Annotated in this window: 25 protein-coding genes, 2 tRNA genes and 2 rRNA genes (1 of these 29 running past the window's edge); 19 read left to right on the plus strand and 10 right to left on the minus strand. The window is 40.7% G+C overall.

The features are described from left to right. From EZY12_00515 to EZY12_00530, 4 genes are all read right to left on the minus strand, one after another. Positions 1–1,070: ribosomal RNA gene (locus EZY12_00515) — 23S ribosomal RNA — on the minus strand; it reaches 1,763 nt to the left of the window's first position. A gap of 157 nt (positions 1,071–1,227) precedes the next feature. Beyond that, positions 1,228–1,300, minus strand: a tRNA-Ala gene (locus EZY12_00520). Between the two features lie 81 nt (positions 1,301–1,381). Continuing rightward, a tRNA-Ile gene (locus EZY12_00525) sits at positions 1,382–1,455 on the minus strand. A 124-nt stretch (positions 1,456–1,579) separates the two neighbouring features. Continuing rightward, positions 1,580–3,066: ribosomal RNA gene (locus EZY12_00530) — 16S ribosomal RNA — on the minus strand. Together the 16S and 23S rRNA genes with 2 tRNA genes alongside form the textbook arrangement of a ribosomal RNA operon. A 387-nt stretch (positions 3,067–3,453) precedes the next feature. On the opposite strand from EZY12_00530, the gene EZY12_00535 reads away from it, so the two are divergent. After that, positions 3,454–4,320 (plus strand): carboxylating nicotinate-nucleotide diphosphorylase, encoded by an 867-nt coding sequence (locus EZY12_00535; protein ID QSX68244.1) that lies wholly within the window; start codon positions 3,454–3,456, stop codon positions 4,318–4,320. Here EZY12_00535 and EZY12_00540 read toward each other — a convergent pair. Together EZY12_00540 and EZY12_00545 are read right to left on the minus strand one after the other, a co-directional pair. Beyond that, on the minus strand, positions 4,317–5,522 hold the full coding sequence (locus tag EZY12_00540) for an LL-diaminopimelate aminotransferase (GenBank protein ID QSX68245.1): 1,206 nt from the start codon (positions 5,520–5,522) through the stop codon (positions 4,317–4,319). The genes EZY12_00535 and EZY12_00540 overlap by 4 nt on opposite strands. A 75-nt stretch (positions 5,523–5,597) precedes the next feature. Then, entirely contained in the window at positions 5,598–5,933 is a 336-nt protein-coding gene (locus tag EZY12_00545; GenBank protein QSX68246.1) for a thioredoxin, read from the minus strand. A 699-nt stretch (positions 5,934–6,632) separates the two neighbouring features. On the opposite strand from EZY12_00545, the gene EZY12_00550 reads away from it, so the two are divergent. The 4 genes from EZY12_00550 to EZY12_00565 all read left to right on the plus strand — a co-directional run bounded on the left by EZY12_00550 (position 6,633) and on the right by EZY12_00565 (position 10,229). After that, positions 6,633–7,256: a hypothetical protein gene (locus EZY12_00550; GenBank protein ID QSX68247.1), complete on the plus strand. Its 624-nt coding sequence runs from the start codon at positions 6,633–6,635 to the stop codon at positions 7,254–7,256. A gap of 39 nt (positions 7,257–7,295) precedes the next feature. Then, entirely contained in the window at positions 7,296–7,769 is a 474-nt protein-coding gene (locus EZY12_00555) for a hypothetical protein (protein QSX68248.1), read from the plus strand. Between the two features lie 18 nt (positions 7,770–7,787). After that, entirely contained in the window at positions 7,788–8,015 is a 228-nt protein-coding gene (locus EZY12_00560) for a hypothetical protein (protein QSX68249.1), read from the plus strand. A gap of 270 nt (positions 8,016–8,285) precedes the next feature. Next, positions 8,286–10,229 carry a hypothetical protein gene (locus tag EZY12_00565; GenBank protein QSX68250.1) on the plus strand — a complete coding sequence of 648 codons (1,944 nt, stop codon included), beginning with the start codon at positions 8,286–8,288 and terminating at the stop codon, positions 10,227–10,229. A 456-nt stretch (positions 10,230–10,685) separates the two neighbouring features. Here the strand turns inward: EZY12_00565 and EZY12_00570 are convergent, their stop codons facing one another. The 3 genes from EZY12_00570 to EZY12_00580 all read right to left on the minus strand — a co-directional run bounded on the left by EZY12_00570 (position 10,686) and on the right by EZY12_00580 (position 13,836). Continuing rightward, a complete protein-coding gene (locus EZY12_00570) occupies positions 10,686–11,477 on the minus strand; it encodes a PspA/IM30 family protein (protein ID QSX68251.1) in 792 nt (263 codons plus the stop codon). Between the two features lie 393 nt (positions 11,478–11,870). Further along, entirely contained in the window at positions 11,871–12,581 is a 711-nt protein-coding gene (locus EZY12_00575) for a PspA/IM30 family protein (GenBank protein ID QSX68252.1), read from the minus strand. 76 nt (positions 12,582–12,657) lie between these two features. Further along, positions 12,658–13,836, minus strand: a complete 1,179-nt coding sequence (locus EZY12_00580) for a hypothetical protein (GenBank protein QSX68253.1) — start codon at positions 13,834–13,836, stop codon at positions 12,658–12,660. Between the two features lie 72 nt (positions 13,837–13,908). Here EZY12_00580 and EZY12_00585 point away from each other — a divergent pair, with 72 nt between their 5' ends. Together EZY12_00585 and EZY12_00590 are read left to right on the plus strand one after the other, a co-directional pair. After that, entirely contained in the window at positions 13,909–14,454 is a 546-nt protein-coding gene (locus EZY12_00585; GenBank protein QSX68254.1) for a DUF721 domain-containing protein, read from the plus strand. 352 nt (positions 14,455–14,806) lie between these two features. After that, the gene (locus EZY12_00590; GenBank protein ID QSX68255.1) at positions 14,807–15,118 is read left to right on the plus strand and encodes a hypothetical protein; all 312 of its coding nucleotides are present in this window, start codon (positions 14,807–14,809) and stop codon (positions 15,116–15,118) included. Between the two features lie 493 nt (positions 15,119–15,611). Here EZY12_00590 and menB read toward each other — a convergent pair whose 3' ends face one another. Further along, positions 15,612–16,445, minus strand: coding sequence for a 1,4-dihydroxy-2-naphthoyl-CoA synthase (gene menB, locus EZY12_00595; protein ID QSX68256.1), 834 nt, complete (start codon positions 16,443–16,445; stop codon positions 15,612–15,614). Between the two features lie 353 nt (positions 16,446–16,798). Here menB and EZY12_00600 point away from each other — a divergent pair, with 353 nt between their 5' ends. The 12 genes from EZY12_00600 (at position 16,799) to pyk (ending at position 25,994) form a co-directional block, all read left to right on the plus strand. After that, entirely contained in the window at positions 16,799–19,180 is a 2,382-nt protein-coding gene (locus EZY12_00600) for a phosphoketolase family protein (protein ID QSX68257.1), read from the plus strand. 216 nt (positions 19,181–19,396) lie between these two features. Then, complete coding sequence (locus EZY12_00605; protein ID QSX68258.1) at positions 19,397–19,621, plus strand: tetratricopeptide repeat protein; 225 nt, start codon at positions 19,397–19,399, stop codon at positions 19,619–19,621. Positions 19,622–19,839: 218 nt separating this feature from the next. Continuing rightward, a complete protein-coding gene (locus tag EZY12_00610; GenBank protein QSX70458.1) occupies positions 19,840–20,223 on the plus strand; it encodes a tetratricopeptide repeat protein in 384 nt (127 codons plus the stop codon). Between the two features lie 106 nt (positions 20,224–20,329). Further along, positions 20,330–20,590, plus strand: coding sequence for a BrnT family toxin (locus EZY12_00615; GenBank protein ID QSX70459.1), 261 nt, complete (start codon positions 20,330–20,332; stop codon positions 20,588–20,590). Beyond that, positions 20,580–20,813, plus strand: a complete 234-nt coding sequence (locus EZY12_00620) for a CopG family transcriptional regulator (protein ID QSX68259.1) — start codon at positions 20,580–20,582, stop codon at positions 20,811–20,813. Before EZY12_00615 ends, EZY12_00620 begins: the two co-directional genes overlap by 11 nt. An 87-nt stretch (positions 20,814–20,900) precedes the next feature. Then, positions 20,901–21,065 carry a hypothetical protein gene (locus EZY12_00625; GenBank protein ID QSX70862.1) on the plus strand — a complete coding sequence of 55 codons (165 nt, stop codon included), beginning with the start codon at positions 20,901–20,903 and terminating at the stop codon, positions 21,063–21,065. A 68-nt stretch (positions 21,066–21,133) separates the two neighbouring features. Then, the gene (locus tag EZY12_00630; protein ID QSX68260.1) at positions 21,134–21,652 is read left to right on the plus strand and encodes a DUF29 family protein; all 519 of its coding nucleotides are present in this window, start codon (positions 21,134–21,136) and stop codon (positions 21,650–21,652) included. A 5-nt stretch (positions 21,653–21,657) separates the two neighbouring features. Continuing rightward, positions 21,658–22,176, plus strand: a complete 519-nt coding sequence (locus EZY12_00635) for a DUF29 family protein (protein ID QSX68261.1) — start codon at positions 21,658–21,660, stop codon at positions 22,174–22,176. A 5-nt stretch (positions 22,177–22,181) separates the two neighbouring features. Continuing rightward, positions 22,182–22,700: a DUF29 family protein gene (locus tag EZY12_00640; protein QSX68262.1), complete on the plus strand. Its 519-nt coding sequence runs from the start codon at positions 22,182–22,184 to the stop codon at positions 22,698–22,700. 5 nt (positions 22,701–22,705) lie between these two features. After that, positions 22,706–23,224, plus strand: coding sequence for a DUF29 family protein (locus EZY12_00645; GenBank protein ID QSX68263.1), 519 nt, complete (start codon positions 22,706–22,708; stop codon positions 23,222–23,224). A gap of 192 nt (positions 23,225–23,416) precedes the next feature. After that, on the plus strand, positions 23,417–24,442 hold the full coding sequence (gap, locus tag EZY12_00650) for a type I glyceraldehyde-3-phosphate dehydrogenase (protein QSX68264.1): 1,026 nt from the start codon (positions 23,417–23,419) through the stop codon (positions 24,440–24,442). Between the two features lie 121 nt (positions 24,443–24,563). Beyond that, complete coding sequence (gene pyk, locus EZY12_00655; protein QSX70460.1) at positions 24,564–25,994, plus strand: pyruvate kinase; 1,431 nt, start codon at positions 24,564–24,566, stop codon at positions 25,992–25,994. Positions 25,995–26,086: the final 92 nt, after the last annotated feature.

The raw sequence follows: 26,086 nt of genomic DNA on the forward strand, positions 1-26,086 counted from the left end.
TCTAGGCAATCTCACCTCCTTTATCACTTAGTGATGATTTGGGGACCTTAGCTGGTGGTCTGGGCTGTTTCCCTCTTGACAATGAAGCTTATCCCCCACTGTCTCACTGGCAATGTCTTCTTCTGGGTATTCTGAGTTTGTCTCGATTTGGTACCGGTCTCCCAGCCCGCACCGAAACAGTGCTTTACCCCCCAAATTTAATCATTACCGCTGCGCCTCAACACATTTCGGGGAGAACCAGCTAGCTCCTGGTTCGATTGGTATTTCACCCCTAACCACACCTCATCCGCTGATTTTTCAACATCAGTCGGTTCGGACCTCCACTTGGTGTTACCCAAGCTTCATCCTGGACATGGTTAGATCACCAGGGTTCGGGTCTATAAACACTGATTTAACGCCCTATTCAGACTCGGTTTCCCTTTGGCTCCAGCATTCTCGCTTTAACCTACCAGTGCCTATAAGTCGCCGGCTCATTCTTCAACAGGCACGCGGTCATCCGTTAAATCGGACTCCCACTGCTTGTAAGCTTATGGTTTCATGTTCTATTTCACTCCCCTTCCGGGGTTCTTTTCACCTTTCCCTCGCGGTACTTGTTCACTATCGGTCACACAGTAGTATTTAGCCTTACGAGGTGGTCCTCGCTGATTCACATGGAATTCCTCGTGCTCCATGCTACTCGGGATTCAGCTACTATCCTTTGGTTTTCGACTACGGGACTTTCACCCCCTCTGGTACAGTATTTAGCTGTTTCGTCTAACCTAACGGATTCGATATTGCTGTCCCACGACCCCAAAGGATAAATCCCTTGGTTTAGGCTCTTCCCCTTTCGCTCACCACTACTGAGGGAATCTCTAGTTTGATTTCTCTTCCTCCAGCTACTAAGATGTTTCAGTTCGCTGGGTTGGCTCTTTCCTGTCTATATATTCAACAGGTAGTACATAGGGTTGCCCCATTCGGACATTTCCGGATCTTAGTTTGCTTCCAACTCCCCGGAACATTTCGTCGGTAACCACGTCCTTCATCGCCTCTGTGTGCCTAGGTATCCACCATTAGCCCTTATTAGCTTGACCACATTTCTTTTTGTCTGCTGTGATGAAACATTCTCATGTTTCACGTCTGCGCTGCTAATTCTCTTTCTCTTATGCAGTTTTCAAGGTTCTGGCTGGAATTTAACCCAGCATTCAAAAACTATTTTCATAGTTTCAGGTGCTATCTTTTTTCCAAATGTGGAGGTTAGCGGACTCGAACCGCTGACATCCTGCTTGCAAAGCAGGCGCTCTACCAACTGAGCCAAACCCCCAAAAAGAACTCAAAATTTCTAGTCATGCTTCAAAAATATTTACTTTTGACTTTTGACTTTTGACTTTTGATTTCCTTCAGGTGGGCCATCCTGGACTCGAACCAGGGACCTCACCCTTATCAGGGGTGCGCTCTAACCACCTGAGCTAATAGCCCTAATCGAACCAAATCATAGTTTGAAAGCTTTACTTCAAGTCTGCGACCGACCTAGGTTAGACCAATTTAGTTTCTGTTGATAATTTTCATTACCTTCGATTTCTAAATGGATTAGGTCTCCCTAAAAGGAGGTGATCCAGCCACACCTTCCGGTACGGCTACCTTGTTACGACTTCACCCCAGTCATCAGTCCTACCTTAGGCATCCCCCTCCTTGCGGTTGGGGTAACGACTTCGGGCGTGACCAACTTCCATGGTGTGACGGGCGGTGTGTACAAGGCCCGGGAACGAATTCACTGCAGTATGCTGACCTGCAATTACTAGCGATTCCTCCTTCACGAAGGCGAGTTGCAGCCTTCGATCTGAACTGAGCTCCGGTTTATGAGATTCGCATCACATCGCTGTGTAGCTGCCCTTTGTCCGGAGCATTGTAGTACGTGTGTAGCCCAAGACGTAAGGGGCATGCTGACTTGACGTCATCCCCACCTTCCTCCGGTTTGTCACCGGCAGTCTCTCTAGAGTGCCCAACTTAATGCTGGCAACTAAAAACGAGGGTTGCGCTCGTTGCGGGACTTAACCCAACATCTCACGACACGAGCTGACGACAGCCATGCACCACCTGTGTTCACGCTCCCGAAGGCACTCCCAACTTTCGCCGGGATTCGTGACATGTCAAGCCTTGGTAAGGTTCTTCGCGTTGCATCGAATTAAACCACATACTCCACCGCTTGTGCGGGCCCCCGTCAATTCCTTTGAGTTTCACAGTTGCCTGCGTACTCCCCAGGCGGGATACTTAACGCGTTAGCTACGGCACAGCTCGGGTCGATACGAGCTACGCCTAGTATCCATCGTTTACGGCTAGGACTACTGGGGTATCTAATCCCATTCGCTCCCCTAGCTTTCGTCCCTCAGTGTCAGTCTTGGCCTAGCAGAACGCCTTCGCCACCGGTGTTCTTCCTGATATCTACGCATTTCACCGCTACACCAGGAATTCCTTCTGCCCCGACCACACTCTAGCTTTGTAGTTTCCACCGCCTTGATCACGTTGAGCGTGACTCTTTAACAGCAGACTTACAATGCCACCTGCGGACCCTTTACGCCCAATCATTCCGGATAACGCTTGCATCCTCCGTATTACCGCGGCTGCTGGCACGGAGTTAGCCGATGCTTATTCCTCAGGTACCGTCATTTTTTTCTTCCCTGAGAAAAGAGGTTTACAACCCAAGAGCCTTCCTCCCTCACGCGGTATTGCTCCGTCAGGCTTTCGCCCATTGCGGAAAATTCCCCACTGCTGCCTCCCGTAGGAGTCTGGGCCGTGTCTCAGTCCCAGTGTGGCTGATCATCCTCTCAGACCAGCTACTGATCGTCGCCTAGGTGCGCCTTTACCACACCTACTAGCTAATCAGACGCAAGCTCTTCTTCAGGCAGCAAGCCTTTCACCTCTCGGCACATCCGGTATTAGCCACCATTTCCAGTGGTTGTCCCGAACCTGAAGGTAGATTCTTACGCGTTACTCACCCGTCCGCCACTATCTCCGAAAAGACCGTTCGACTTGCATGTGTTAAGCATACCGCCAGCGTTCATCCTGAGCCAGGATCAAACTCTCCATTTTGGTTCGTCTGTTATAAGCTCTTTCAACCGTTTTTACAACCACGGTCAGGTTATTTTCTTTTTCTGACGCAGGGTACTTGTTGTATTCTGGCTTTCAAACTATAATATTTTCAAGGTTCGGTGCGACTTTCGGCGTTGCTTTTGTTTCGCTTCGCTTCAGGCACTTACTTAATATATCGAACCTCCTTTGGTTTGTCAACTACTTTTTCAATCTTTTTTGAAATTTGTTTTTCATTTTGATAAAAATCCTTATAGAGCAAGGTCTGTGGGCGTTAAAATTTCTGATTTTTCTATATTATATAATCAGGAGTTAATGAACCACGTATCCCTGACGGGACCGGAGGGATATAGGTACGAAGGACACGAAGGAAGAAAGAGAAGGGTTTATATGAAGAGTTCAAGGGCTGTACTACCACCGTTTTTGGTGCTGGATCAATTATTGCAAGGTTGGTTACTGGAGGATATTGGTAGGGGAGATCGCACTACTCAATCCCTATTATCCCCAAATTCTACGAAAGGACAGGCTCGATGGATAGCGAAAGCACCAGGGATAATTGCTGGTTTACCAGTCGCTGCTAGGGTATTTCAGCTTTTGAATCATCAAGTTGATTTTGTGAATATCACGGCTGAGGGGGGAAAATGTGAACCAGGACAGGTGGTAGCAGAAATTAATGGTTCACTGGATACGCTGTTAATGGGGGAACGGGTGGCTTTGAATTTGGTGATGCGGTTAAGTGGAATTGCTACTCTGACTAATATATATGTGGAGAAGATAGCTGATTTACCGGCTCAGTTGGTGGATACGCGCAAAACTACACCAGGGTTGAGAATTTTGGAAAAGTACGCAACTGCGTTGGGTGGTGCGATTAATCACCGAATGGGATTGGATGATGCGGTGATGATTAAGGATAATCATATTGTTGCTGCTGGGGGAATTAAGGAAGCTATTACCCGCATTCGTTCTCAAATTCCTTATCCTCTGACGATTGAGGTGGAGACGGAAAATTTAGAACAGGTGCGGGAAGCTTTACAGCACAAGGCTGATATTATTATGTTGGATAATATGCCTTTGTCAATGATGAGTGAGGCTGTTTTATTAATTCGTCAAGAAGATAGTCGGGTGAAGATTGAGGCTTCTGGTAATGTGACGCTGGAAACTATTTGCGCTGTGGCGGAAACTGGTGTTGATTATATTTCTAGCAGTGCGCCTATTACTCAGTCTAAGTGGTTGGATTTAAGTATGAGAATGGGTTAATGGAGAAATTTAGAAATTCTCTCGACTGCGGTTTCTAGGATTTCCGGTTTCTGCACTAATGCAAAACGAACGTATCCTTCACCAAATTGACCAAAACCTACGCCGGGGGAAGCAGCTACGCCTGTTTGTTTAACTAGTTCGGTGCAGAATTCTATGGAATTATGACTCCACTGTGGGGGTAATTTTGCCCAAATGTACATTGTGGCTTGGGGTGTGGGAACGCTCCAACCTATACTATTTAAGGCTTTAATGAAAGCATCACGGCGTTGACGAAAAATATCTACGGCAAATTTTACACCGTCTTGTGGTCCTGTGAGTGCGGCGATCGCTCCGTTCAAAATGCCCAAATATTGGTTAAAATCAACGGTGGCTTTGATCTGTTTTAAGGCTTGAATTAATTGGGGATTCCCAATTGCATAACCGATGCGGAAGCCACCCATATTATACGATTTAGACAGGGTAAAAAATTCTATGGAGACGCTTTTTTCAGGATCTGCTTGCAAAATTGAGGGAACAAGGGATTTTAGATGTTGGATTTTGGATTTTGGATTTTGGGTTTCTTCTGTGAAAACCAAGTCTACGTAGGGGAAGTCGTGAACGAGAACAATATTATGTTGTTGACAAAAAGTCACGGCTTCTTGAAAGAAGGATAATGGGGCGATCGCACTGGTAGGATTATGAGGATAGCTTAATACCATCAACCGCGACTTGGCTAAGACAGTGACGGGAATATCACTAAAAACTGGTAAAAAATCATTTTCTGGTTTTAATGGCATTGGGTAAATTTGACCATTGGCCAAATATACTCCACCTGCATGGGAAGGATAACCAGGATCTAATAATAAAGCAAAATCGCCGGGATTGAGTACCGCTAAAGGTATATGGGCTGTTCCTTCTTGAGAACCAATTAAGGGTAAAACTTCTGTTTCTGGGTTAACTGGGATACCGAATTTTTGCTCATACCATTGGGCTGCGGCTTGACGGAAATTTTGAGTACCACGAAATAATAAGTAACCATGAGTGCTAGGATCATGGAGAGATTGAGCGATCGCTTCTAGGACATGATTCGCAGTCGGTAAATCGGAAGAACCCAAAGATAAATCAATTAATTCTCTTCCAGCAGCCAATGCGATGGTCTTGGCTGTGTCCATATCGGCAAATACGTTGGATTTTAAGGGTTGTAATCGGGTGGCAAATTGCATTTTAATTATTATTCATTGGTCATTAGTCATGAGTGAGTGATCATAAACTATGGAGTTTTGATCACTGACGGGTAACTAATTATTATTTAAATGCTTATCCAAAAAACTGAGTAATTTATCTTTACCAATTACTCCCTCAATAGATTCTAATACTTCTTCTCCTCTTAGCAGTCTCAGAGCAGGAAGACCTTCTACTTGATATTCTTTGACGGTGAGTGGATTGGGGTCAGTTTCTATTTTAACAATTTTTAGGCGATCGCTATATTTGTTAGCAGCTAAATTAATAACTGGTGACATCAGTTGACAAGGACCACACCAAGAAGCCCAAAAATAAACCAATACAGGCTGCTCGGCTTTTAATACTTCCGTTTCAAACTCAGCATCAGTGATATTGATTACACCCTTATTCATTATAATCTCCATTAGGCGGTATTGATCAAAGTTGACACACAGAATAGAGAATACTTTATCCCAATCTGTTCCCACTTCACTATTTATAGCAGGCAGAGGGAAATGTTTATTTCGTTTTACTCAAAAATCAGAAAGTACAAACTATATAGATTTGAAAAATGATTGTGAGACAACAGAGGATTTCTCACCTATGCCTACTTGCTTATAATTGTCAAGTATCCAATACTTAAAAAAATCTGTTATTTTATCAGGCAAACATTATTACAGCATATTGCAGGTAAATAAAAGACAAAATTTAGTGATAAAGCTATGTGGCTGTAGAGGTTGAGTCATGCTGTAATGTCAGTATTTATAAAAATATTTTCCCTGCTTATTGCAAATAGTTGACAATAATAGCTATAAAGACTTATGCTATATTTTGTCATTAACTACACTAATTAAATATCTTAATCAAAATCACTAGTCATGAAAATTCTTGACTAGCAAGCTTTTCATGAAAAATACATAAGTATTTTAGTGGCAGAGAAACAAATAAATTTTGGAGAAGATTATTTAGTTAATGCTAAAAGATATCAAAGTAAGCATCGGAAAAGATGAAAATTGTTTTGAGAAAGTTTTCTAATACTTGGACTGAAAGCTTATTGAGAATTGTTGTAAATAGATGTGTAACTGTAATTTACCTGAATGGAGGATTACCTAATGATGGAAGAAAAATATACCGATTTAGTCAGCACAGAGTTTCCTAGACAGCTAGATATCGCCAAAATCAGCGTTTATGGCTTAAGTATTCTTTCAGCAGCATTGTTTCTTTCTCTGCCTTTTTTTAACATCTTCAATCCTAGTCCGTGGCAAAGATGGATAGGTACAGTACATGGCTTCGGTTCTTTACTGTCCACAGTAGTTGCAGTGTATACAGGACATTTAGCCTTTCCCTTGCTGCGGGGAGGGAGTAAAATTTTACCGCAGATGCGGACTTTAACATTTTGGTCAACAGCGATCGCATTTTTAGGTATTGCCACAGGCAACTTAGCATATATGCGCTACCGAGCTAATATAGAATTTGGTGGCGCTCGTGCGTGGTTAATAGAAAATACACCATTAGGACAATACATATTAATGGAATATCACGAATTTACCGTGTTATTTACATTGCCAATAGGTGTAGCTTGTACGTTGATTTTGTGGCAATATGGCGACTCAATTTTAGAAAAAGAAAATCGCCCAGTTTTAACAGCAACTTGTGTGGCTTTAATGGCAATGATGTTTTTTGCAATGGGTGGACTAGTCACCGGACTTAGTATTGCAAAACTTCATACTTTGTAAGTTTTTCAATGTTAACTATTAACCAATAAAAATCAGAAAATGACTAAAGATCTATCACGGGCATCTGAATTTAAAACACAGCCTATCTATGGCAAAATTTGGAGTTCATTGAAAAGATTTCCTGGTGTTTTAGCTAAAGGAGCAAACAAGCCGCCTGCAACTTCTGGTCCTGCTGCCGCAGCATTAATTAGTGGAGGAATAGGATGTTTTACGATGATGGTGGCACATCATTTATCAGACACATCTAAACAGCGAGAAAAAATACTTAAAGACCTTGGCGGTTGGATACCCGGAAGCCATAATCCTAGTAAACTTTGGGGAAACATTGGCAGCTATGCCGGCAAAGAAACTATGTTGCTGATTGGTTGGCTGGTCAGTTGGGTGATTCTTTACTTTTTGTGGAAAGACAAACAAATTAAATCTAAAACCATCTTTTTCTGGATATTTTTCCTATTTGTTGCGGCTACAGCTATGAGTTGGCATCCCCTGTTTCCATATTTACCTTTGCATTAAAGATTGAGGAATTTAAAAATGCTACAAACGCCAAGAGACGTTCTTGAAAAAAGAATGCACAAGTATGTTTTTGGTTTAGTAGGAGTGTTTCTTTTGTTTGCAATTACCTTACCGATTGCTTGTTTAAGAGTAAAGCAAGATAAAAGACTTATTAACTACAACTTCCATTTAAAGTCTTTAACTTTGGAAGGTAAATTAGTTGAACCCTCTAGTCCATCACAAGAGACTCAGCCACAGAAGCATTAAAAAATGAAAAAACTACAGAAATCAAGAGACCCACCAAGCGGTTTAAACTCTTGATTTGGTAACCACAAGATTTTGTTGTTGGTTTCTAATCCGTTAAATATTGTCAAATATCTGGAACATCTTTGCATTCATATTTTGACCCCAGAATTTTGCTTCAGTTGAGCGATGGCACTTCGTGCTGGCTAAGGGCGATATCACTTCCCAGATTGCTTGCAGACTGGGGAGGATTTTATGGGCATTTACCACACCAATTTTTAGGAAATTTTCTCAATGACATTCAACGCAAATGACACATCTTCTCTGCTTCCAGGCAGCACCGCCTTTGCAATAGGTAATTTATCCGACCCATTATTACCCCTAAATCCCCCACCCCTCGGCTCTGCTGCCCCTATCTATGGCACAGGGGCGGATGATGTGATCAATGCCGTAAGCAAAGTTGTCGTCTACGCTGGTGATGGCAACAACGTCGTTCTCACGGGCAACTACAGTGATGTGATTTATGCTGGCTTTGGTCGGGACATTATTGATGCAGGCAAAGGCAACAACTTCATTTCTGCGGGAGAAGGAGTAAACCTGATCACCACTGGGTTGGGTAATGATGTCATCTACTCCGGTGCGAGTGGTGATTTTATTGATGGGGGTGCTGGGAATAATGTCATCTTTGCAGGGGAAGGCAACAACCGCATCCTGACGGGTAAAGGCAACGACACAATTTATGCCGGGGCAGGGAACGACACGATCTACTCTGGTAAAGGCAACGACACAATTGATGCCGGGGCAGGCAACAATGTGATCAACGCAGGTACTGGCAATGACTCGGTGTACCTCGGCAGCACCGGCAAAGACAAGCTAATCCTGGAAGGCGGCACAGGTTCCGTCGCTGTGTGGGGGTTCAATACCACGTCCGACAAAGTGCGGTTGGGGGAAAGCTTACTGGGTAAATCCCTCAGCTTTACCAGCAGCAATGGCGACACCTTGGTGTATGCGGGTAATGATCTTCTCGCAACGCTCAAAGGAGTGGCATCTGGATCTCAGGCTTTGGTGGACAACGGACCACTCTACCGTTACGCAGCAACTGATTTGGGTTCTCTCAGTACCAACCCTAATGGTTCAGTCAACGCAGCTTCGATTAACGACTTCGGACAAATTGCCGGACGCTTTGACACAGGCGCAACATTCACCAATACAAACGCCACTACGGGTGTAGTCAACACTAACAACGTCCGTCAAGGCTTCATCTGGGAAAATGGCGTGCAAACTGCCATAACCAGCACTGGATTGAAAAATGGTCAGTCCGATTTTGGTGCAGCAAATGGCGCAACCGTCACCCTGCTCACGCCCAACGTTAATACCATCAGCGATCGCGGTGTCATCTTGGGAACGGCTGATGAAGTGCGACAACCGAATCCTCTAGCCACGGACCGCGCCCTAGTTTGGGAAAAGAACGGCAGTAGCTACAACCTGACAATCAACGACTTTGGGGGCGTGGAGAGCTACTTCTTGGACATCAACAACAGGAACCTCATCTCTGGTCGTAATATTGAAGCATCAGGTTACGACAACCCGCTTTACTGGGAAAATGGCGTGGTAACTGCCTTGACAGATCTGGCTGTGAGCGGCGACGGCGGCACAGCCCGTGGAGTCAACGGTAATGGTCAAATCGTCGGATATGTGGACAGCGACGGAGTTTTGGATGGATCTGCCAAGAACACCGCCATTGTGTGGAATAAAGATGCCAACGGTGTATATCAACTCACTGATTTAGGCACTTTTGGTGGAGACCAAGCTACCTTGCGAGACATCAACAACGCGGGTCAGATTATTGGTTCTTCAACTAGTGGTAGTGGCAGCACCGCGACTAGTACGCCATTCTTGCTCCAAGCAGATGGTACATTCACTGCGATCGGTAGCTTAGGCGGTAACACCGGTTCTGTTAACGGAATCAATGAATTTGGTCAAGTCGTAGGGGCTTCTCAAATCGCCGCAGCTACAAATCATGCCTATGTTTGGAGCGGCGGTGTGCTGTCTGACTTGAACAACTTGCTGACCACACCGCTTACCTATAACGGTGCGACTGTAACTTTGACAAGTGCCACTAGCGTTAACAACTTCGGACAAATCGTGGCGACTGGAACCTATACTTACGTGGATAACTCAACTGCAACTCCAACCACTAAAACAGGGACTCGATCCTACGTGCTGAATGTTGCTTAGTAGTATTTAGGAAGTCACCAGAATTAAAAGGGGTCTCTGACTCCCGATGGGAACAGTAAATAGGAAAAACTGTTCCCTAATTTATCAATAATTTAGCAATTACCTTATCATTAACTGTGGTAGCTTAGAGGATGTTTTAAAAGTTTTCAAGGTATAAATTAACCCCTCTTGTAAACCTCTCCCCGAAGCGGGGTGAGGCTTTGAAACCCCCCTTCCCTACGAGGGAAGGGGGGTAGGGGGGTTAGGTTTTTGGAGATTATTGGTTTTATTTAATACTTTTCAAACACCCTCTTAGATGTTACCGTGAAAATTTGGCGATCGCATAGATTATAGATATTGAAATTAAGCCTTTTTCAGATATTTACAATTATCCTTTTGACAGCAGTTTTCATATATATGAAAAATCCCACACAAATCAGATGTGTGGGATTAACTGCATGGAATTATCTGCAAAAACTACAGATTATCCAATTGTTTACGGAGGGCTTCCAATTCAGCATCAACTGGTTGAGCAGGTCTAGCTGTACTGGTTGGTTGGACTGGAGTGGAGGGGCTAGGTTGTTCTGGGGTGAGTAGTTTTGGTTCTGGTGCAGGTGCTAGGGATGCTTTCATAGCAGCTAATTCATCATCAACATCACTACCAGACTCCAATTGTGCAAATTGGTGATCTAAATCTGCACTTGCTAACTCCGCTCCTGACTGAGCGCGAGCTTCTTGTATTAAGACTTTTTCTTCCATCCGCTCAAAAGCAGACATGGCACTGCTGGTATTCATGCCACTAACCATACCTTGGAGTTGCTCCTGGGCTTTGGCCGCAGTAATCCGGGCTTTGAGCATTTCTTTCTTGGTTTTTGCCTCAGAAATCTTGCTCTCTAACTGGATTAAACTCTTCTTGAGACCGTCTACTTGAACATTTTGCTGATCTAGACTAGTTTTTAATGCTGTAGCGGTATCAGTATAAGTTTTCTTGCGCTCTAATGCTTGACGGGCTAGGCTTTCATCACCTTTTTGTAGGGCAAGTTGGGCGTTGCGCTGCCACTTATTAATTTCATTCTGTCCTTCGTTATACTGCTTCTCTGTCCGTTTTTGGGCTGCTATTGCTTGAGCTACCCCTTGACGTAGCTTGACCATATCCTCTTGCATTTCCAGGAGTGCCTGCTCCAGCATTTTTTCTGGATCTTCGGCTTTACTGACCAAATCGTTTAGATTAGCACCAACTACGCGTTTAAGGCGATCAAATAATCCCATAAATTTATTTTTCCTTTCAAGGTTTACACTCTTGGTTAGATAGTTAGCTTTTTTAGTATTTAACGGGTCATGGAAGTCCCCAGCATTTTCTGGTAAGATAGGTATTGTCTTGACCATCAATGCCACAAGCGAAAACCAAGCTAATAGGTATATGTCGCAAGAAGAAGATTTGGGTCTTGGGGACCAGGACTCCTGCCCAGTGAGGGAATGTCAGACCAAAAAAACTACGGAGTTTTTGAGGCTATTCCCGATGAATTGGGAAGCCCCGTCCGTCTTACGGCGGGGTAGTTCACTAGCTACCTATTCCAATGTAGTCTTTCCAGTCTGGATGACTATCTTTTTTTTCTATTCTGAATCATGAACCTATTAATTAGCTATATTAATCAAGCAAAGTTATGGTTCTGGTGTTTTCGGTAAATTTATATGTGGCTGAGGATTTTCTCCTTGATCTAGCATATCAGTTTTCATGGTTGCCAGTTCTGTATCAATATCATTATAAGAGTCCAAGGATGCAAAGCGTTTTTCCAGATCATCACTACCCAGTTGGCTCATAGCTTCTGATTGTGCTTCTATCTGTAAAACTTTTTCCTCCATTCGTTCTAATGCGCCCAAGCTAGATGTTGTAGAAGTTCCAGTCAACATTTCTTGAAGCCGATAAGAAGCTTCAGCCGACCGGGCGCGAGCGATATACATATCTTTTTTGGTTTTGATCTCAGCAAGTTTTAACTCTAGAGTCCGCATATCCTGCTTTAGTTTGGCTACTACATCTTTTTGCTGCTGAATTTGGCTAATTAAGGTTGTCGCAGTTTCTTGGTAAAATTTGCGTTTGGTGAGAGCTTCCCGTGCTAAAGATTCATTACCCTGTTGGAGGGCTAATTGGGCGCGACGATACCATTCTTCACCTTGGGATTCTCCAGCGGCTGCTTGGCGTTCTGTGCGCTTTTGGGTGGCGATCGCTTGAGCTACTCCTTGACGCAATTGTACCAAATTCTCCTGCATTTCCATAAAAGCTGTTTCTAGAATCTTTTCTGGATCTTCTGCATTGCTGATTAGACTATTGAAATTAGCACGAATCACCCGCAGAATACGCTGGATAACTTCCATGTTGGCTCTACCTTGACCATTTATCGGACTTTGAGATTTGTGATATTGCTATCCTAAATCATCTAACTATTTTTGATTATGGCTGTTGTAATCGTCCTTTAATCCCTTTTGCTTCTAGTTCCTGCAACCTGCGCTTAATCTCATCCTTAGTTTTTAAAGCACCCAAATAAATAAATTTTTGATTTGGTGATAAATAAGCATCAGGAACTACTTGCCGTGCTGCTGTTAAATCCTTATTGCCTTGATTATCAGCAATAATATAATAGTACCCATTGGCTGAAGGTTTAACATCTGCTGCTAGAGGTGATGAGGTAGCGGTAGGCTCTGCTAAGGGTGTAGGTAGAATCCTAGATAGTGGGGAAAGGGTTGGTAATGGAGAAATAGGAGTTATGGGTGGTTGAATAGCTAGGGGAGTTGATGTGATTTGGGGAGTTAGTTTAACTTTCGGTGTTAAATCTACGATATCTTTAGGATCTCTAACTTGGCGAAATTCTTGGGTAGCTAAATTAGGATATTTGGCTATGGTAGTGATTTTTGGTTCAATAACCAGTTGAGAATTATTTTTTATTACTTCTGTATTTTCCGCAGTCGGTGATGAATTACTGTTGAGTAAGTTACTGAAATTCAATTTAGGCAAATTTTTGGGATTTAAGACTACATAGCCTAAAGTCAAACTTGCCAATAATAACAACAGCATTGAACCAATACCGATAGGTGACAGCACACTGTCACGGGAATTGGGGGAATTAGGAGAATTAGGAGTTTGTATTTTTTCTGCTGTCAAACTTCGCAATAGTGCTTCACTAGATTCTAAATAATCATCTGGTTGTTTAGGAGGATTATTTGTGGACAGGAGGGTTTGGTTTTCAGGAGGTTGAATTTTAGTAAGAACTATACTGCTACTGGATTTTTCTGAATTTGGAGGAGTTGGATTTTCCTCTATGTCTGAGATAGCAAACTCTTGGGGAAAATTAATTGCTTCCGTCTCCGTCGTCAGGAACGGATTTTCCACAGGAATGGTTATAGGAGGAACTGCTGGTAATTGAATATCGTTCAACAGGGCTGTTTTTCTTTGTCTATTGTAACTTTCTCCACTTCCTGATGTTTGTTGCTTGGATGTTTTGCGGGTGCGTCTGTATCTGGTTAATTCTTGATCTAACTGTACTTCTAAACTAGCTAGTGCTGTAGTCAGGGCAGGGTTTAAACCTGGTGTTTGAGAGGATTTTGTAGAATCCATCAGAGGATTTTGATTCATTGTTAAGATGGAGTCAGGGTAGATGATTAAATTAATTTTTAACAGTTTTGCGTAATTCCCCACCCTCAATATATGTCTTTTAAGTCAATTGATCATGTTTTAGGTAATATTCAACGTTCACCAGAATGGCAAAAACAAGTATTTCCGCGTTTGGTGAAGTGTTGGGTAGAAGTTGTGGGAACTCCGATTGCTGCTCAAACTCGTCCTTTGTCAATTCAGCGTGATGTTGTCTGGGTAGCAACGTCTAGCGCTGCTTGGGCGCAAAATTTGACCTTTGTCCGGAAAAATATATTGGTAAAATTAAATCACAAGCTGTCTACGTCTTTGGTAGATATTCGCTTTTCGACAGCGGAGTGGAAAAATTCATCCACAACTGGAACACAAATAACTGTTTCTGCATCAGAACATCCTAGTTATGTAGCTGATGATCTAACTGCTGATAGCTTAGTTACACCTAATCTTGACAATGCGCTAGGTGCTTTCGAGAATTGGGCTAAGATGATGCAAATGCGATCGCATCATCTTCCTTTATGTCCCCAATGTCAATGTCCTACTCCACCGGGTGAACTGGAACGCTGGGATGTTTGTTCTCTCTGCTGCACTAAGCTTTTAGGGTAAATAATAAGTCCTTAATTAAAATATTTAACTATTCTGAATTATTGAGTAAACTAGATGCTAAGGAATGATTTTAAATCTATCTAAAGTAAGGTTTTTGAAAGATCAGCAAATCTAAAATCAAACTTTTAACCTTGATCCCCAATAAGTTTTAGACAAAAACAAGTATGTGAACACTTCGATGATCATTTACAAATATAACAAGAATCTAAAGACATAATAAAGTTTGTTTATAGCTAATAATCGCTACAACCCGTATCCCATAATGACTTTTTGCCTTTTATCTCTATTTTGTTGAACGAGCAAGATATATAAGTGTGATAACTAGCTCCTCCGCTACTGAAGATTAAGGCACATGAAATTAATTAAACGTTTAACATCTACCTGTCGTTATTGTCGTTATTACCAGCCACAGGGTCGCCGTGGTGGTATGTGTGAAAAGTTGAGCGCACCTGTCCAAGGGGTTTGGAAGGCTTGTCCTTTAGCTTTAGCAGCTTTTACACCTGCTTGGGAAACTTTAGAAGATGCTTGGATTTTACCAGTAGCCAGACCTGTTTTTTTGTCTGCTCAAACTCTCCCAGCCGATTTAGATCATCTGCCAGTAGCTTCTGTTGAAATTCCTACTTCCGCTACACAAGAACTAAAAAATCAGCGTGTAAGTAGGTAAATGGAAAATTTTAAAAGTATGTAACGGTATGTAAAGTTGTCTCAACGCGATATTCTGATTGAGTTTCAGCCATTTTACAAAACGCAACAAATTTCGCTTTTATTATGTACACCTACTTAGGGTTTGCTGAATAAGTCTTTTCGTAAGGACTAGGAGTCACCGAGTCAGGAGGAATAAAGAGGAAGAAGAAGGAAGAATAAGAAAGAAGGAAGAGACGGTTGGACAATTAGTCCTCAAATTTACGCAATTATTTTTGGTGAAAATGCAAGGGTTTTAAACATCTATTGTCAATAATCTTGCACTTGTTTGGTTATAAAACCCTGCAAACCTTTATCTATCAACCCTTTTGCTTTCTTTCAGCAAGCCCTACTTACTAATTTAAATACTCATTATTACTGTCATCAATTTCTTGTCCACTTTAAAAAATTTGACTTACAAACGTTTAGATATCTAGAAATCGCACCTTCTTAACAAGTGCGATTTTGGTATAAATTTAAGGCAACCAGGGAAAATCTCGAAAGTTAGGGGGACGTTTTTCTAAAAACGCTTGTTTTCCCTCTGCACCTTCTTCTGTCATGTAATAAAGGAGAGTAGCGTTACCAGCAAGTTCTTGTAAACCAGCTTGTCCGTCACAGTCGGCGTTAAATGCTGATTTGAGACAACGAATGGCTATGGGACTTTTTTCTAAGACTTCTTGCGCCCATTTTATCCCTTCTGTTTCTAGTTGTTCTATGGGGACAATCGTATTAACTAAGCCCATTTCTAAAGCTTCTTGGGCATTATATTGACGGCAGAGAAACCAGATTTCTCGGGCTTTTTTTTGCCCTACTATCCGCGCTAGGTAACTAGCACCAAAACCACCGTCAAAACTGCCGACTTTGGGGCCTGTTTGCCCAAAAATGGCGTTATCGGCCGCAATTGTTAAATCACAAATTAAATGTAATACATGACCGCCGCCAATAGCATAACCTGCGACTAGGGCAATGACTACTTTCGGCATGGAACGAATGAGACGTTGCAAATCTAAGACGTTTAAACGGGGGATTCCGGCATCATCTACATAACCTGCTTGTCCGCGCACACTTTGATCACCTCCTGAACAAAAGGCGTACTTACCGTCTGTGTGGGGTCCTGCACCAGTAAAGAGGACTACACCAATACTAATATCTTCCTTGGCATCCCAAAAGGCTTCGTATAATTCAAATACGGTTTTGGGACGGAAGGCGTTACGTTTGTGGGGGCGGTTAATGGTGATTTTGGCGATACCGTCGGTTTTTTCGTAGATGATATCTTCGTAAATTTTGACGGTTTTCCAGTCAGGTTGCATACTTATAAGGTCGGCTGTTGTGTTTGCAAATTTTATCGCGGATATGAGGACATTTTTCCCAGTAATATTTTCGTTTTTTCTGATAATTTTAAGACTGAGGCAGAAAATGAAAATTCACAAAAAATTTGGTGTTGCTGAATAAAAGTATGAATTTATCAGACTATGCCCCGCTATATTAACACGCAGAGTCACAGAGAATAAGAGTTTAGGAAATCGCAATTTTGAGTTTCATAGCTCAATTTAGCAACGCCAAAGATTTAAAATTAAGTTATTTCATTTTTTCCAAAACTATAGGTTTTAATTTGGATGGGGTTAAACCTGATTAGTGCAAATACTTTACACTGGAGTTAAAAATGACTATTGCCAGTATTCCACAGATAAAACCTTTAACAGACGCAGAATTACAAAAAATCAACGCCTATTGGCGTGCAGCTAACTATCTCTCAGTTGGACAAATATACCTTCTTGACAATCCTTTACTCAAACAACCTCTCAAACAAGAACACGTCAAACCCCGACTATTAGGACATTGGGGAACTACTCCAGGGCTGAATTTGATTTACGCCCATTTCAACAGAGTTATTAAAAAATACGACCTCAATGCAATTTACATAGCTGGTCCAGGACATGGCGGACCCGGTATAGTTGCCAACACCTACTTAGAAGGCACATATAGCGAATATTACCCTAACATCTCCCAAGATGAGGAGGGAATTCAGAAACTATTCAAACAATTCTCCTTTCCTGGTGGTATTCCCAGCCACGTTGCCCCAGAAACCCCCGGTTCTATCCATGAAGGGGGAGAACTGGGTTATGCTTTGGTACACGCCTACGGTGCTGTTTTTGATAACCCTGATTTGATAGTTGCGGCGGTTGTGGGTGACGGAGAAGCGGAAACTGGACCCCTAGCTACTAGCTGGCATTCTAACAAATTTATCAACCCTGTTACTGATGGTGCAGTTTTACCAATTCTGCATTTGAATGGATACAAAATTGCGAATCCTACAGTATTAGCACGGATACCTCACAAAGAACTCGAAAGCCTATTTATTGGCTATGGCTATAAACCTTATTTTGTTGAAGGTTCAGATCCTGCTGAGGTTCACCAAAAAATGGCGGCAGTATTAGATACAATTATTCCTGAAATTCAAGGTATCCAAAGAGAAGCCCGGATACATGGTTTCAAAGAACGACCGCAATGGCCGATGATTGTTTTACGCACTCCTAAAGGTTGGACTGGACCGAAGGAAGTGGACGGGAAGAAAACAGAGGATTATTGGCGATCACACCAAGTCCCTTTTGCTAATGTTGTTGGTAATCCCGAACATCTGCAATTACTGGAAGATTGGCTAAAAAGTTACAAACCCGAAGAACTGTTTAATGAAAACGGTCAACTCCTTCCCGAACTCGCAGAACTAGCGCCTAAAGGTCAGCGTCGCATGGGAGACAACCCCCACGCAAACGGCGGAATTTTGCTGCGTGATTTGAAAATGCCTGATTTTAGCGACTATGCGGTAGAAGTACCCAAACCAGGGACTGTTAACGCCGAAGCTACTAAAGTTACTGGTAAGTTTCTCCGCGACATAATGAAACTGAATGACGAAAGCCGCAACTTCCGCGTTTTTGGTCCTGACGAAACCGCATCAAATCGTTTAGATCCTTTGTTTGAATTTACAAACCGCGCTTGGGATGCGGAAATTCTTCCTGAAGATGACCATTTATCACCTAATGGTCGAGTTATGGAAATCCTCAGCGAAACCAATTGTCAAGGATGGTTAGAAGGATATTTGTTAACAGGTCGTCATGGTTTCTTCTCCTGTTATGAAGCTTTTATTCACATCATTGATTCGATGTTCAACCAACACGCCAAATGGTTGAAAACAACTCGTCATATTACTTGGAGAAGACCAATTGCATCTTTAAATTATCTTCTCACTTCCCACGTTTGGCGACAAGATCATAATGGTTTCTCTCACCAAGATCCTGGTTTTATTGACCACGTAATTAACAAAAAAGCCGAAATTATTCGGGTTTATCTGCCACCTGATGCTAATACTTTGCTATCAGTAACCGACCATTGTTTAAGAAGTCGGAATTATGTCAATGTTATTGTTGCTGGTAAACAACCTGCTTTGCAATATTTAGACATGGATTCTGCCATTAAACATTGCACCAAAGGTTTAGGAATTTGGGAATGGGCTAGTAATGATCAAGACAGTGAAACTGATGTAGTTATGGCTTGTGCTGGAGATGTTCCTACTTTGGAAACTTTAGCGGCTGTGGATATTTTACGGCAAAATTTCCCAGATTTAAAAGTGCGGGTTGTGAATGTTGTGGATTTGATGACTCTACAACCACAAAGTGAACATCCTCACGGTTTAAGTAATAAATATTTCGATACAATTTTCACAACTGATAAACCTGTAATCTTTGCATTTCATGGTTATCCTTGGTTAATTCATCGTCTTACTTATCGGCATACAAATCACCCAAATATTCATGTACGTGGTTATAAAGAAGAAGGAACAACAACCACACCTTTTGATATGGTGGTGATGAATGATTTAGATAGATTCCACTTGGTTATGGATGTGATTGACCGTGTACCACAATTAGGTTATAAAGCAGCCTATGTAAAACAAAAATTGCAAGATAAGCTGATTGAACACAAGCAATATATCCAGAAACATGGTGAAGATATGCCAGAAATCCGTGATTGGACTTGGCCATATTAATAGTCAAGCTGATTTTATCGGTAGGGGTTTAGCATTGCTCATTGGTGTCAACTTAAGCTAAAGATGGCTTATTTGTTGGCTTCCACACCCACCCAGAAATGAATTTCCGGGCTAATAGCGAAAGTAAACTAAAGTTTACTCAAGAATTTCTGGGTTATTTAGTCATCTTTTAGATGACTTTTGCTATGAGACTGGGAATTCATTCCCAGTCGGTATATGGGTTATCAGCTAGTTGAATTAAAACGTTACGAAGAGGGCATCGCATCTTACAATAAAGCTATTGCTATTAAACCTGACAAACATGAAGCTTGGAATAACCGGGGTTGGTCTCTAGCGAAATTACAAAAATACGAAGAAGCGATCGCATCTTATGATACAGCACTTCCTTTGTGTTATGAGTTACAAGAACCCCACCCCCAACCCCCTCCCCGCAAGCGATGAGGGGGCTAAGATGTAGGCTGTTGACTTTGTGTGTTTTTGAGGGATTTTTCGGAAAATTATTCGTGTTATTTTTTGTTTGTGAAAAAAACCACTGCAACAGCCGTTTCCTCGCAAGAACACACGACATATTTTTTGCATGAAGCCTTATGGGGTAAAGGGTTCAAAGTCAACAGCCTAGCTAAGATGTACCTCATAAGAGCGAAAACTGCTGTAAAGCCATTGCTATTAAACCTGACTTTCATGAAGCTTGGTATAACCGGGGGGTTTCCCTAGCGAAATTACAAAAATACGAAGAAGCGATCGCATCTTATGATAAAGCTGTTGCTATTAAACCTGACAAACATGAAGCTTGGAATAACCGGGGTTGGTCTCTAGAGAAATTACAAAAATACGAAGAAGCGATCACATCTTACGATAAGACTATTGTTATTAAACCTGATTATCATGAAGCTTGGTGTGGACGGGGTGTTTCCCTATGGTATTTACACAGATATGAAGAAGCACTAAAATCATACAAGAAGGCAATTAGTATTAAACCAGATTTTCAACCAGCAATAAATAATCACAATGATTTATTAAGACAATTGGGGCGTTTAAATTAGTAAATTATGCTTGTAAAGGACTAGCAAAAATAACAATTAATGGCAAATAACACTTAATAGATAACATAGTTTATTAAAATCAAAACGCAAAGATGCAAAAATAATGATGGAATTTGAATTTGATGCAAACAAAAGTGCAACAAATAAAACTAAACATAACATTGATTTTATTGAAGCACAAAAACTTTGGAAAGATCCGCATCTAGTAGAAGTAACCGCAAACACAACGGATGAACCCAGATTTTTAGTGATTGGCAAGATAGCTGATAAACATTGGTCAGCAGTCATTACCTATCGTAGTGATAAAATAAGAATTATTTCTGTTCGTCGTTCTCGTACTGAAGAGGTCAATATTTATGAAAGCTGAAGAATTTGATACTAAGTTTGACAATGGTGAAGATATTACTGAGTTTTTAGACTTATCTCAAGTACATCATCCAGGGTATATACAAAAAAGAGTTAATATTGATTTTCCTGTTTGGATGATAGAAGCTTTAGAACAGGAAGCAAAACGTTTAGGTGTGACTTCTGATTCTATTATTAAATTGTGGCTTGCTGAACGTCTGGATAAGAAAGTAATTACTAGTTAATTATTTCCTGCCAATCAAGCTGATGTTTAATTTTTGAAAAAATTTGATATAATTAGATCAAGCCTTTGCTTATAGGTTGAGATGATCATGGAAACAATCACTAAAAGAAAATATATTTATTGGCAAGACGAGGATATGTTTATCGGTTACTTAGAAGAATATCCTGATTATTGGACTCAAGGAAATTCCTTAGAAGAACTCCAGGACAACTTATTAGACTTATATCAAGAATTTGACCATAATAATATTTAAAAATGCTGCAAAACTCTTAATTTTTCTTTGCTGAGATTAATAAATTTTCAAATTGAGGTAAATCAAATATGACACAAGAATTAATAGACCTCAGAAATAGTATTGTAGAACAACGTTATACCGATGCTTTAGCTATTGTTGATGAATTAGAGGGGATGAGTAAACAAGCGATTTTAAGGAATATTGAATCATTTTTAGTAAGATTGATGATTCATTTAATTAAAAATCAAGTGGAACAGCGATTAACTAATTCTTGGGCTGCATTAATTGAAAGTTCAATTTTAGAAATTAAGAAATTGAATTTGAAAGAAAATAAAAAATTTTACTATCTGAATATTGATGAATGGGTGGAAATATTAGAGGATTCTATAGAATCGGCAATTCGTCCTGCAAGTTTAGAAATAATGAATGGAAAATTGCAAAGACAACAAATTTCCCAAATGTTAAACAAACCACAATTAATATTAACTGCAACTGAGTTAATTAACTTAACTTATAATTATCAAATTAGAGAATTGCCAGATATTATTGATGATTATTTAGCTAATTTACCCAGTGGTGAAGATTGGAAGTTAGGGAAAAGGTAATCAATATGACACAGGAATTAGTAGACCTCAGAAATAGTATTGTAGAACAACGTTATAGCGACGCTTTAGCTATTGTTGATGAATTAGAGGGGATGAGTAAAAAAGCCATATTACGACAAATTAAATCTTTTTTAAAAGTGTTGTTAATTCACTTGATTAAAAATCAAATAGAGAAAAGATTAACAAATTCTTGGGTTGCTTCTATTCGGAATTCATTAATAGAAATTCAAGATATTAATCTCAAAGAAAATAAAAAATCCTATTATATCAATCAAAATGAATGGGATAGTTGGTTAGAAGATGAAATTGAATTAGCCATAGCTGATGCTAGTTTAGAAGTAATGAATGGAAAATTTAAGCGCCAGCAAATTTCCCAAATGTTAAATAAACCACAATTAATATTAACTGCAACTGAGTTAATTAACTTGACGTATAATTATCAAATTAGAGAATTACCAGATATGATTGATGATTATTTAGGTAATTTACCTGGTGGTGAAGATTGGAAGTTAGGGAAAAGGTAATCAATATGACACAGGAATTAATAGACCTCAGAAATAGTATTGTAGAACAACGTTACACCGATGCTTTAGCTATTGTTGATGAATTAGAGGGGATGAGTAAACAAGCGATTTTACGAAATATTCAAGCATTTTTGAGAATTTTGTTAATTCATTTAATTAAAAACCAAATAGAACAACGATTAACTAATTCTTGGGTTGCTTCTATTCGTAATTCATTAGTAGAAATTAAAAAAATAAATCTCAAAGAAAATAAAAAATCCTATTATATCAATCAAGATGAATGGGATAGTTGGCTAGAAGATGAAATTGAATTAGCCATAGCTGACGCTAGTTTAGAAATAATGAATGGAAAATTTAAGCGCCAGCAAATTTCCCAAATGTTAAATAAATCACAATTAATATTAACTGCAACTGAGTTAATTAACTTAACTTATAATTATCAAATTAGAGAATTACCAGATATGATTGATGATTATTTAGGTAATTTACCTGGTGGTGAAGATTGGAAGTTAGGGAAAAGGTAATCAATATGACACAGGAATTAATAGACCTCAGAAATAGTATTGTAGAACAACGTTACACCGATGCTTTAGCTATTGTTGATGAATTAGAGGGGATGAGTAAACAAGCGATTTTACGAAATATTCAAGCATTTTTGAGAATTTTGTTAATTCATTTAATTAAAAACCAAATAGAACAACGATTAACTAATTCTTGGGTTGCTTCTATTCGTAATTCATTGATAGAAATTAAAAAAGTAAATCTCAAAGAAAATAAAAAATCCTATTATATCAATCAAGATGAATGGGATAATTGGTTAGAAGATGAAATTGAATTAGCCATAGCTGACGCTAGTTTAGAAGTGTTGAATGGGATTTATAATGAATTTCAATTAGCAGAAATAGTCAATAGAAATGAAGTAACTTCTATCGCTAGAAAATTTTTACAATTGACTTATATATATTCTGTGAAAGAATTACCGAAAACTATTGCTGAACTGTTAATTCAGTTACCTGGTGGTGAAGATTGGAAATTAGGGAAAAGGTAACAAAATATGACACAGATACTTAAATAAAGTATCTAAATGATCATAAATAACTAATTACCAAAAACTAAACCTTAAAATATGCCAGTTAAATTCACTTTATGCCTTTTGTGACTGTAAGAATCAGCTAAGTCAGACTAGAATTAACCGGGCCAGTTAACCTTTGCTGAAATTCCCAAAACAGGAGGTTTAATTTTGACGAAGTTGAAAATTGGTATTAATGGATTCGGTCGAATTGGTAGACTTGTGTTACGTGCTGGTCTTACTAACCCTAATATTGAGTTTGTCGGTATTAACGATTTAGTTCCCCCCGATAACCTTGCTTATCTCCTCAAATACGACTCTACACACGGTAGATTGAAAAGCAACGTTGAAGCCAGAGAAGACGGTATTGTCATTGAAGGTCATTTTATCCCTTGTGTATCCATGCGAAATCCCGCAGAATTACCTTGGGGTAAATTGGGTGTAGATTACGTTGTCGAATCTACGGGACTGTTCACAGATTACGCTGGGGCAGAAAATCACCTGAAAGCAGGTGCAAAGCGGGTAGTAATTTCTGCACCGACAAAAGAACCAGAGAAAGTAAAAACAATGGTCATGGGTGTAAATCATCATCTATTTCACCCCGTAAAAGATTTAATTGTTTCTAATGCAAGTTGCACTACAAATTGTTTAGCCCCCATTGCTAAAGTCATTAATGATAACTTCGGTTTAGCTGAAGGGTTAATGACCACAGTTCACGCTACAACAGCCACTCAGCCCACGGTAGATGGTCCCAGTCGCAAAGATTGGCGTGGTGGACGAGGTGCTGGTCAAAATATAATTCCCTCCGCTACAGGGGCAGCTAAAGCCGTGGCTTTGGTGTTACCAGAATTGAAAGGTAAGTTAACTGGGATGGCTTTTAGAGTTCCTACTCCTGATGTCTCGGTAGTTGATTTAACTTTCAAAACTACTAAAGCTACTTCTTACAAAGAAATCTGTGCTGCGATGAAAAAAGCCGCGTTAGGTGACTTAGCAGGTATTTTGGGTTACACAGATGAAGAAGTAGTATCTACTGATTTTCAAGGTGATACCCATTCCAGCATTTTTGATGCAGGAGCAGGGATTGAACTCAATTCCAACTTCTTCAAAGTTGTTTCTTGGTATGACAATGAATGGGGTTACTCCAACCGCGTCGTTGACTTGATGTTGTCAATGGCACAGAGAGAAGGGTTAATTTAGGTAATGGGTAATAGGTAATTGGTAATAGGTAAGAATTTTACTAATGACTAATGACCAATAACTAATGACCAAACCAGGGCTTAACGGGGTGTGCTACTGTACCGTTACTCCTTACATACTTATGCGTCGCACTAAAATTGTTTGTACTATAGGCCCTGCTACATCTTCACCTGAGAAGTTAGAAGCTTTGGTAAGAGCGGGAATGAATATGGCGCGGTTGAATTTTTCTCATGGCGCACATGAGGTTCACGCCCAAGCTTTTCATCATCTGCGGCGGATTAGCAAAGATTTACACAAGCCAATTGCAATTATGCAAGATTTGTGTGGGCCAAAGATTCGGTTGGGAAAATTACCACCGGAAGGGCTAATGTTAGAAGCTGGGACTGAGGTGACTTTTGTTTTACAAGAGAAGGGCGAAAATATTAATGAGTTACCCTTACCTCTACCAACTTTATTCGCCATGATGCGATGTGGTGAACCCATTTTAATTAATGATGGTCGGGTGAAATTAACTGTTACCAGTCGTGACGCTGATAAAATCCGCGCCCATGTAAATATTGGCGGTTTGATTTCTTCTCACAAAGGTGTAAATTTACCCGCAACTCCTTTACCTCTGAGTTCAATCACAGAAAAGGATTTGATGGATTTACGATTTGGGATACAATTAGGAGTAGACTGGGTGGCGGTTTCCTTTGTCCGCTCTCCCCAAGACCTCGAACCCGCACGCCGCATGATTGAAGGGGCTGGCTCAAAAATTCGCCTCATTGCTAAAATCGAACGGGCGGAAGCTGTAGCCAACTTAGATGCTATCCTGGAAGCTGCTGACGGTATCATGATTGCCCGTGGTGATTTAGGGGTGGAAGTACCGATTTATGAAGTTCCCCTGATTCAAAAAGAAATTGCTCGTCGGTGTAATCAAGCTGGTAAACCGGTGATTACAGCTACCCAAATGTTAGAGTCAATGATTAGCGCCCCTGACCCAACTCGCGCTGAAGCCACAGACGTTGCTAACTCTATTTTGGATGGTACAGATGCCGTTATGTTATCTGGAGAAACAGCAATGGGTGAATATCCGATTGCTGCTGTCCAAATTATGCACAATATTGCCTTAAAAACAGAAACAGTCCTCCAAGAAGGAAATAGACATTCTTGGACTCCTACAGCGGGTAGTCTGACGGTGACAGAATCAGTATCTCAAGCGGTATGTCGCATTGCTTATGAAACTGGTGCTAAAGCGATTCTCTGCAATACTACCTCAGGAAGCACGGCTAAACTGGTTTCTAAATACCGTCCCAGCACGCCGATTATTGCCCTGACTTCGGATTGTACTGCTTACCGTCAATTAGCATTATCTTGGGGTGTAGAACCGCTGCTGATTCAACCTGTTCACAATGCTGAAGAAATGTTTGTGAATGTGGTTGATACTGTTGTAGAAAGTGGTTTAGTCCAGGAAGGAGACAAGGTTGTGATTACCTCTGGTGTCCCCATTGGTCAATCCGGAACAACAAGTTTAATTAAAGTGCATTCTATTGGACAGCCAATTACGGCATGACGCATCTAAAATGGGTAATTGGTAATTGGTAATGAGTAATGGGTAATGGGTAATTGTTACTCCCTATGCCCTGACCACTGACCACTGACAAC

The sequence above is a fragment of the Dolichospermum sp. DET69 genome (genome assembly GCA_017355425.1).
GTDB lineage: Bacteria > Cyanobacteriota > Cyanobacteriia > Cyanobacteriales > Nostocaceae > Dolichospermum.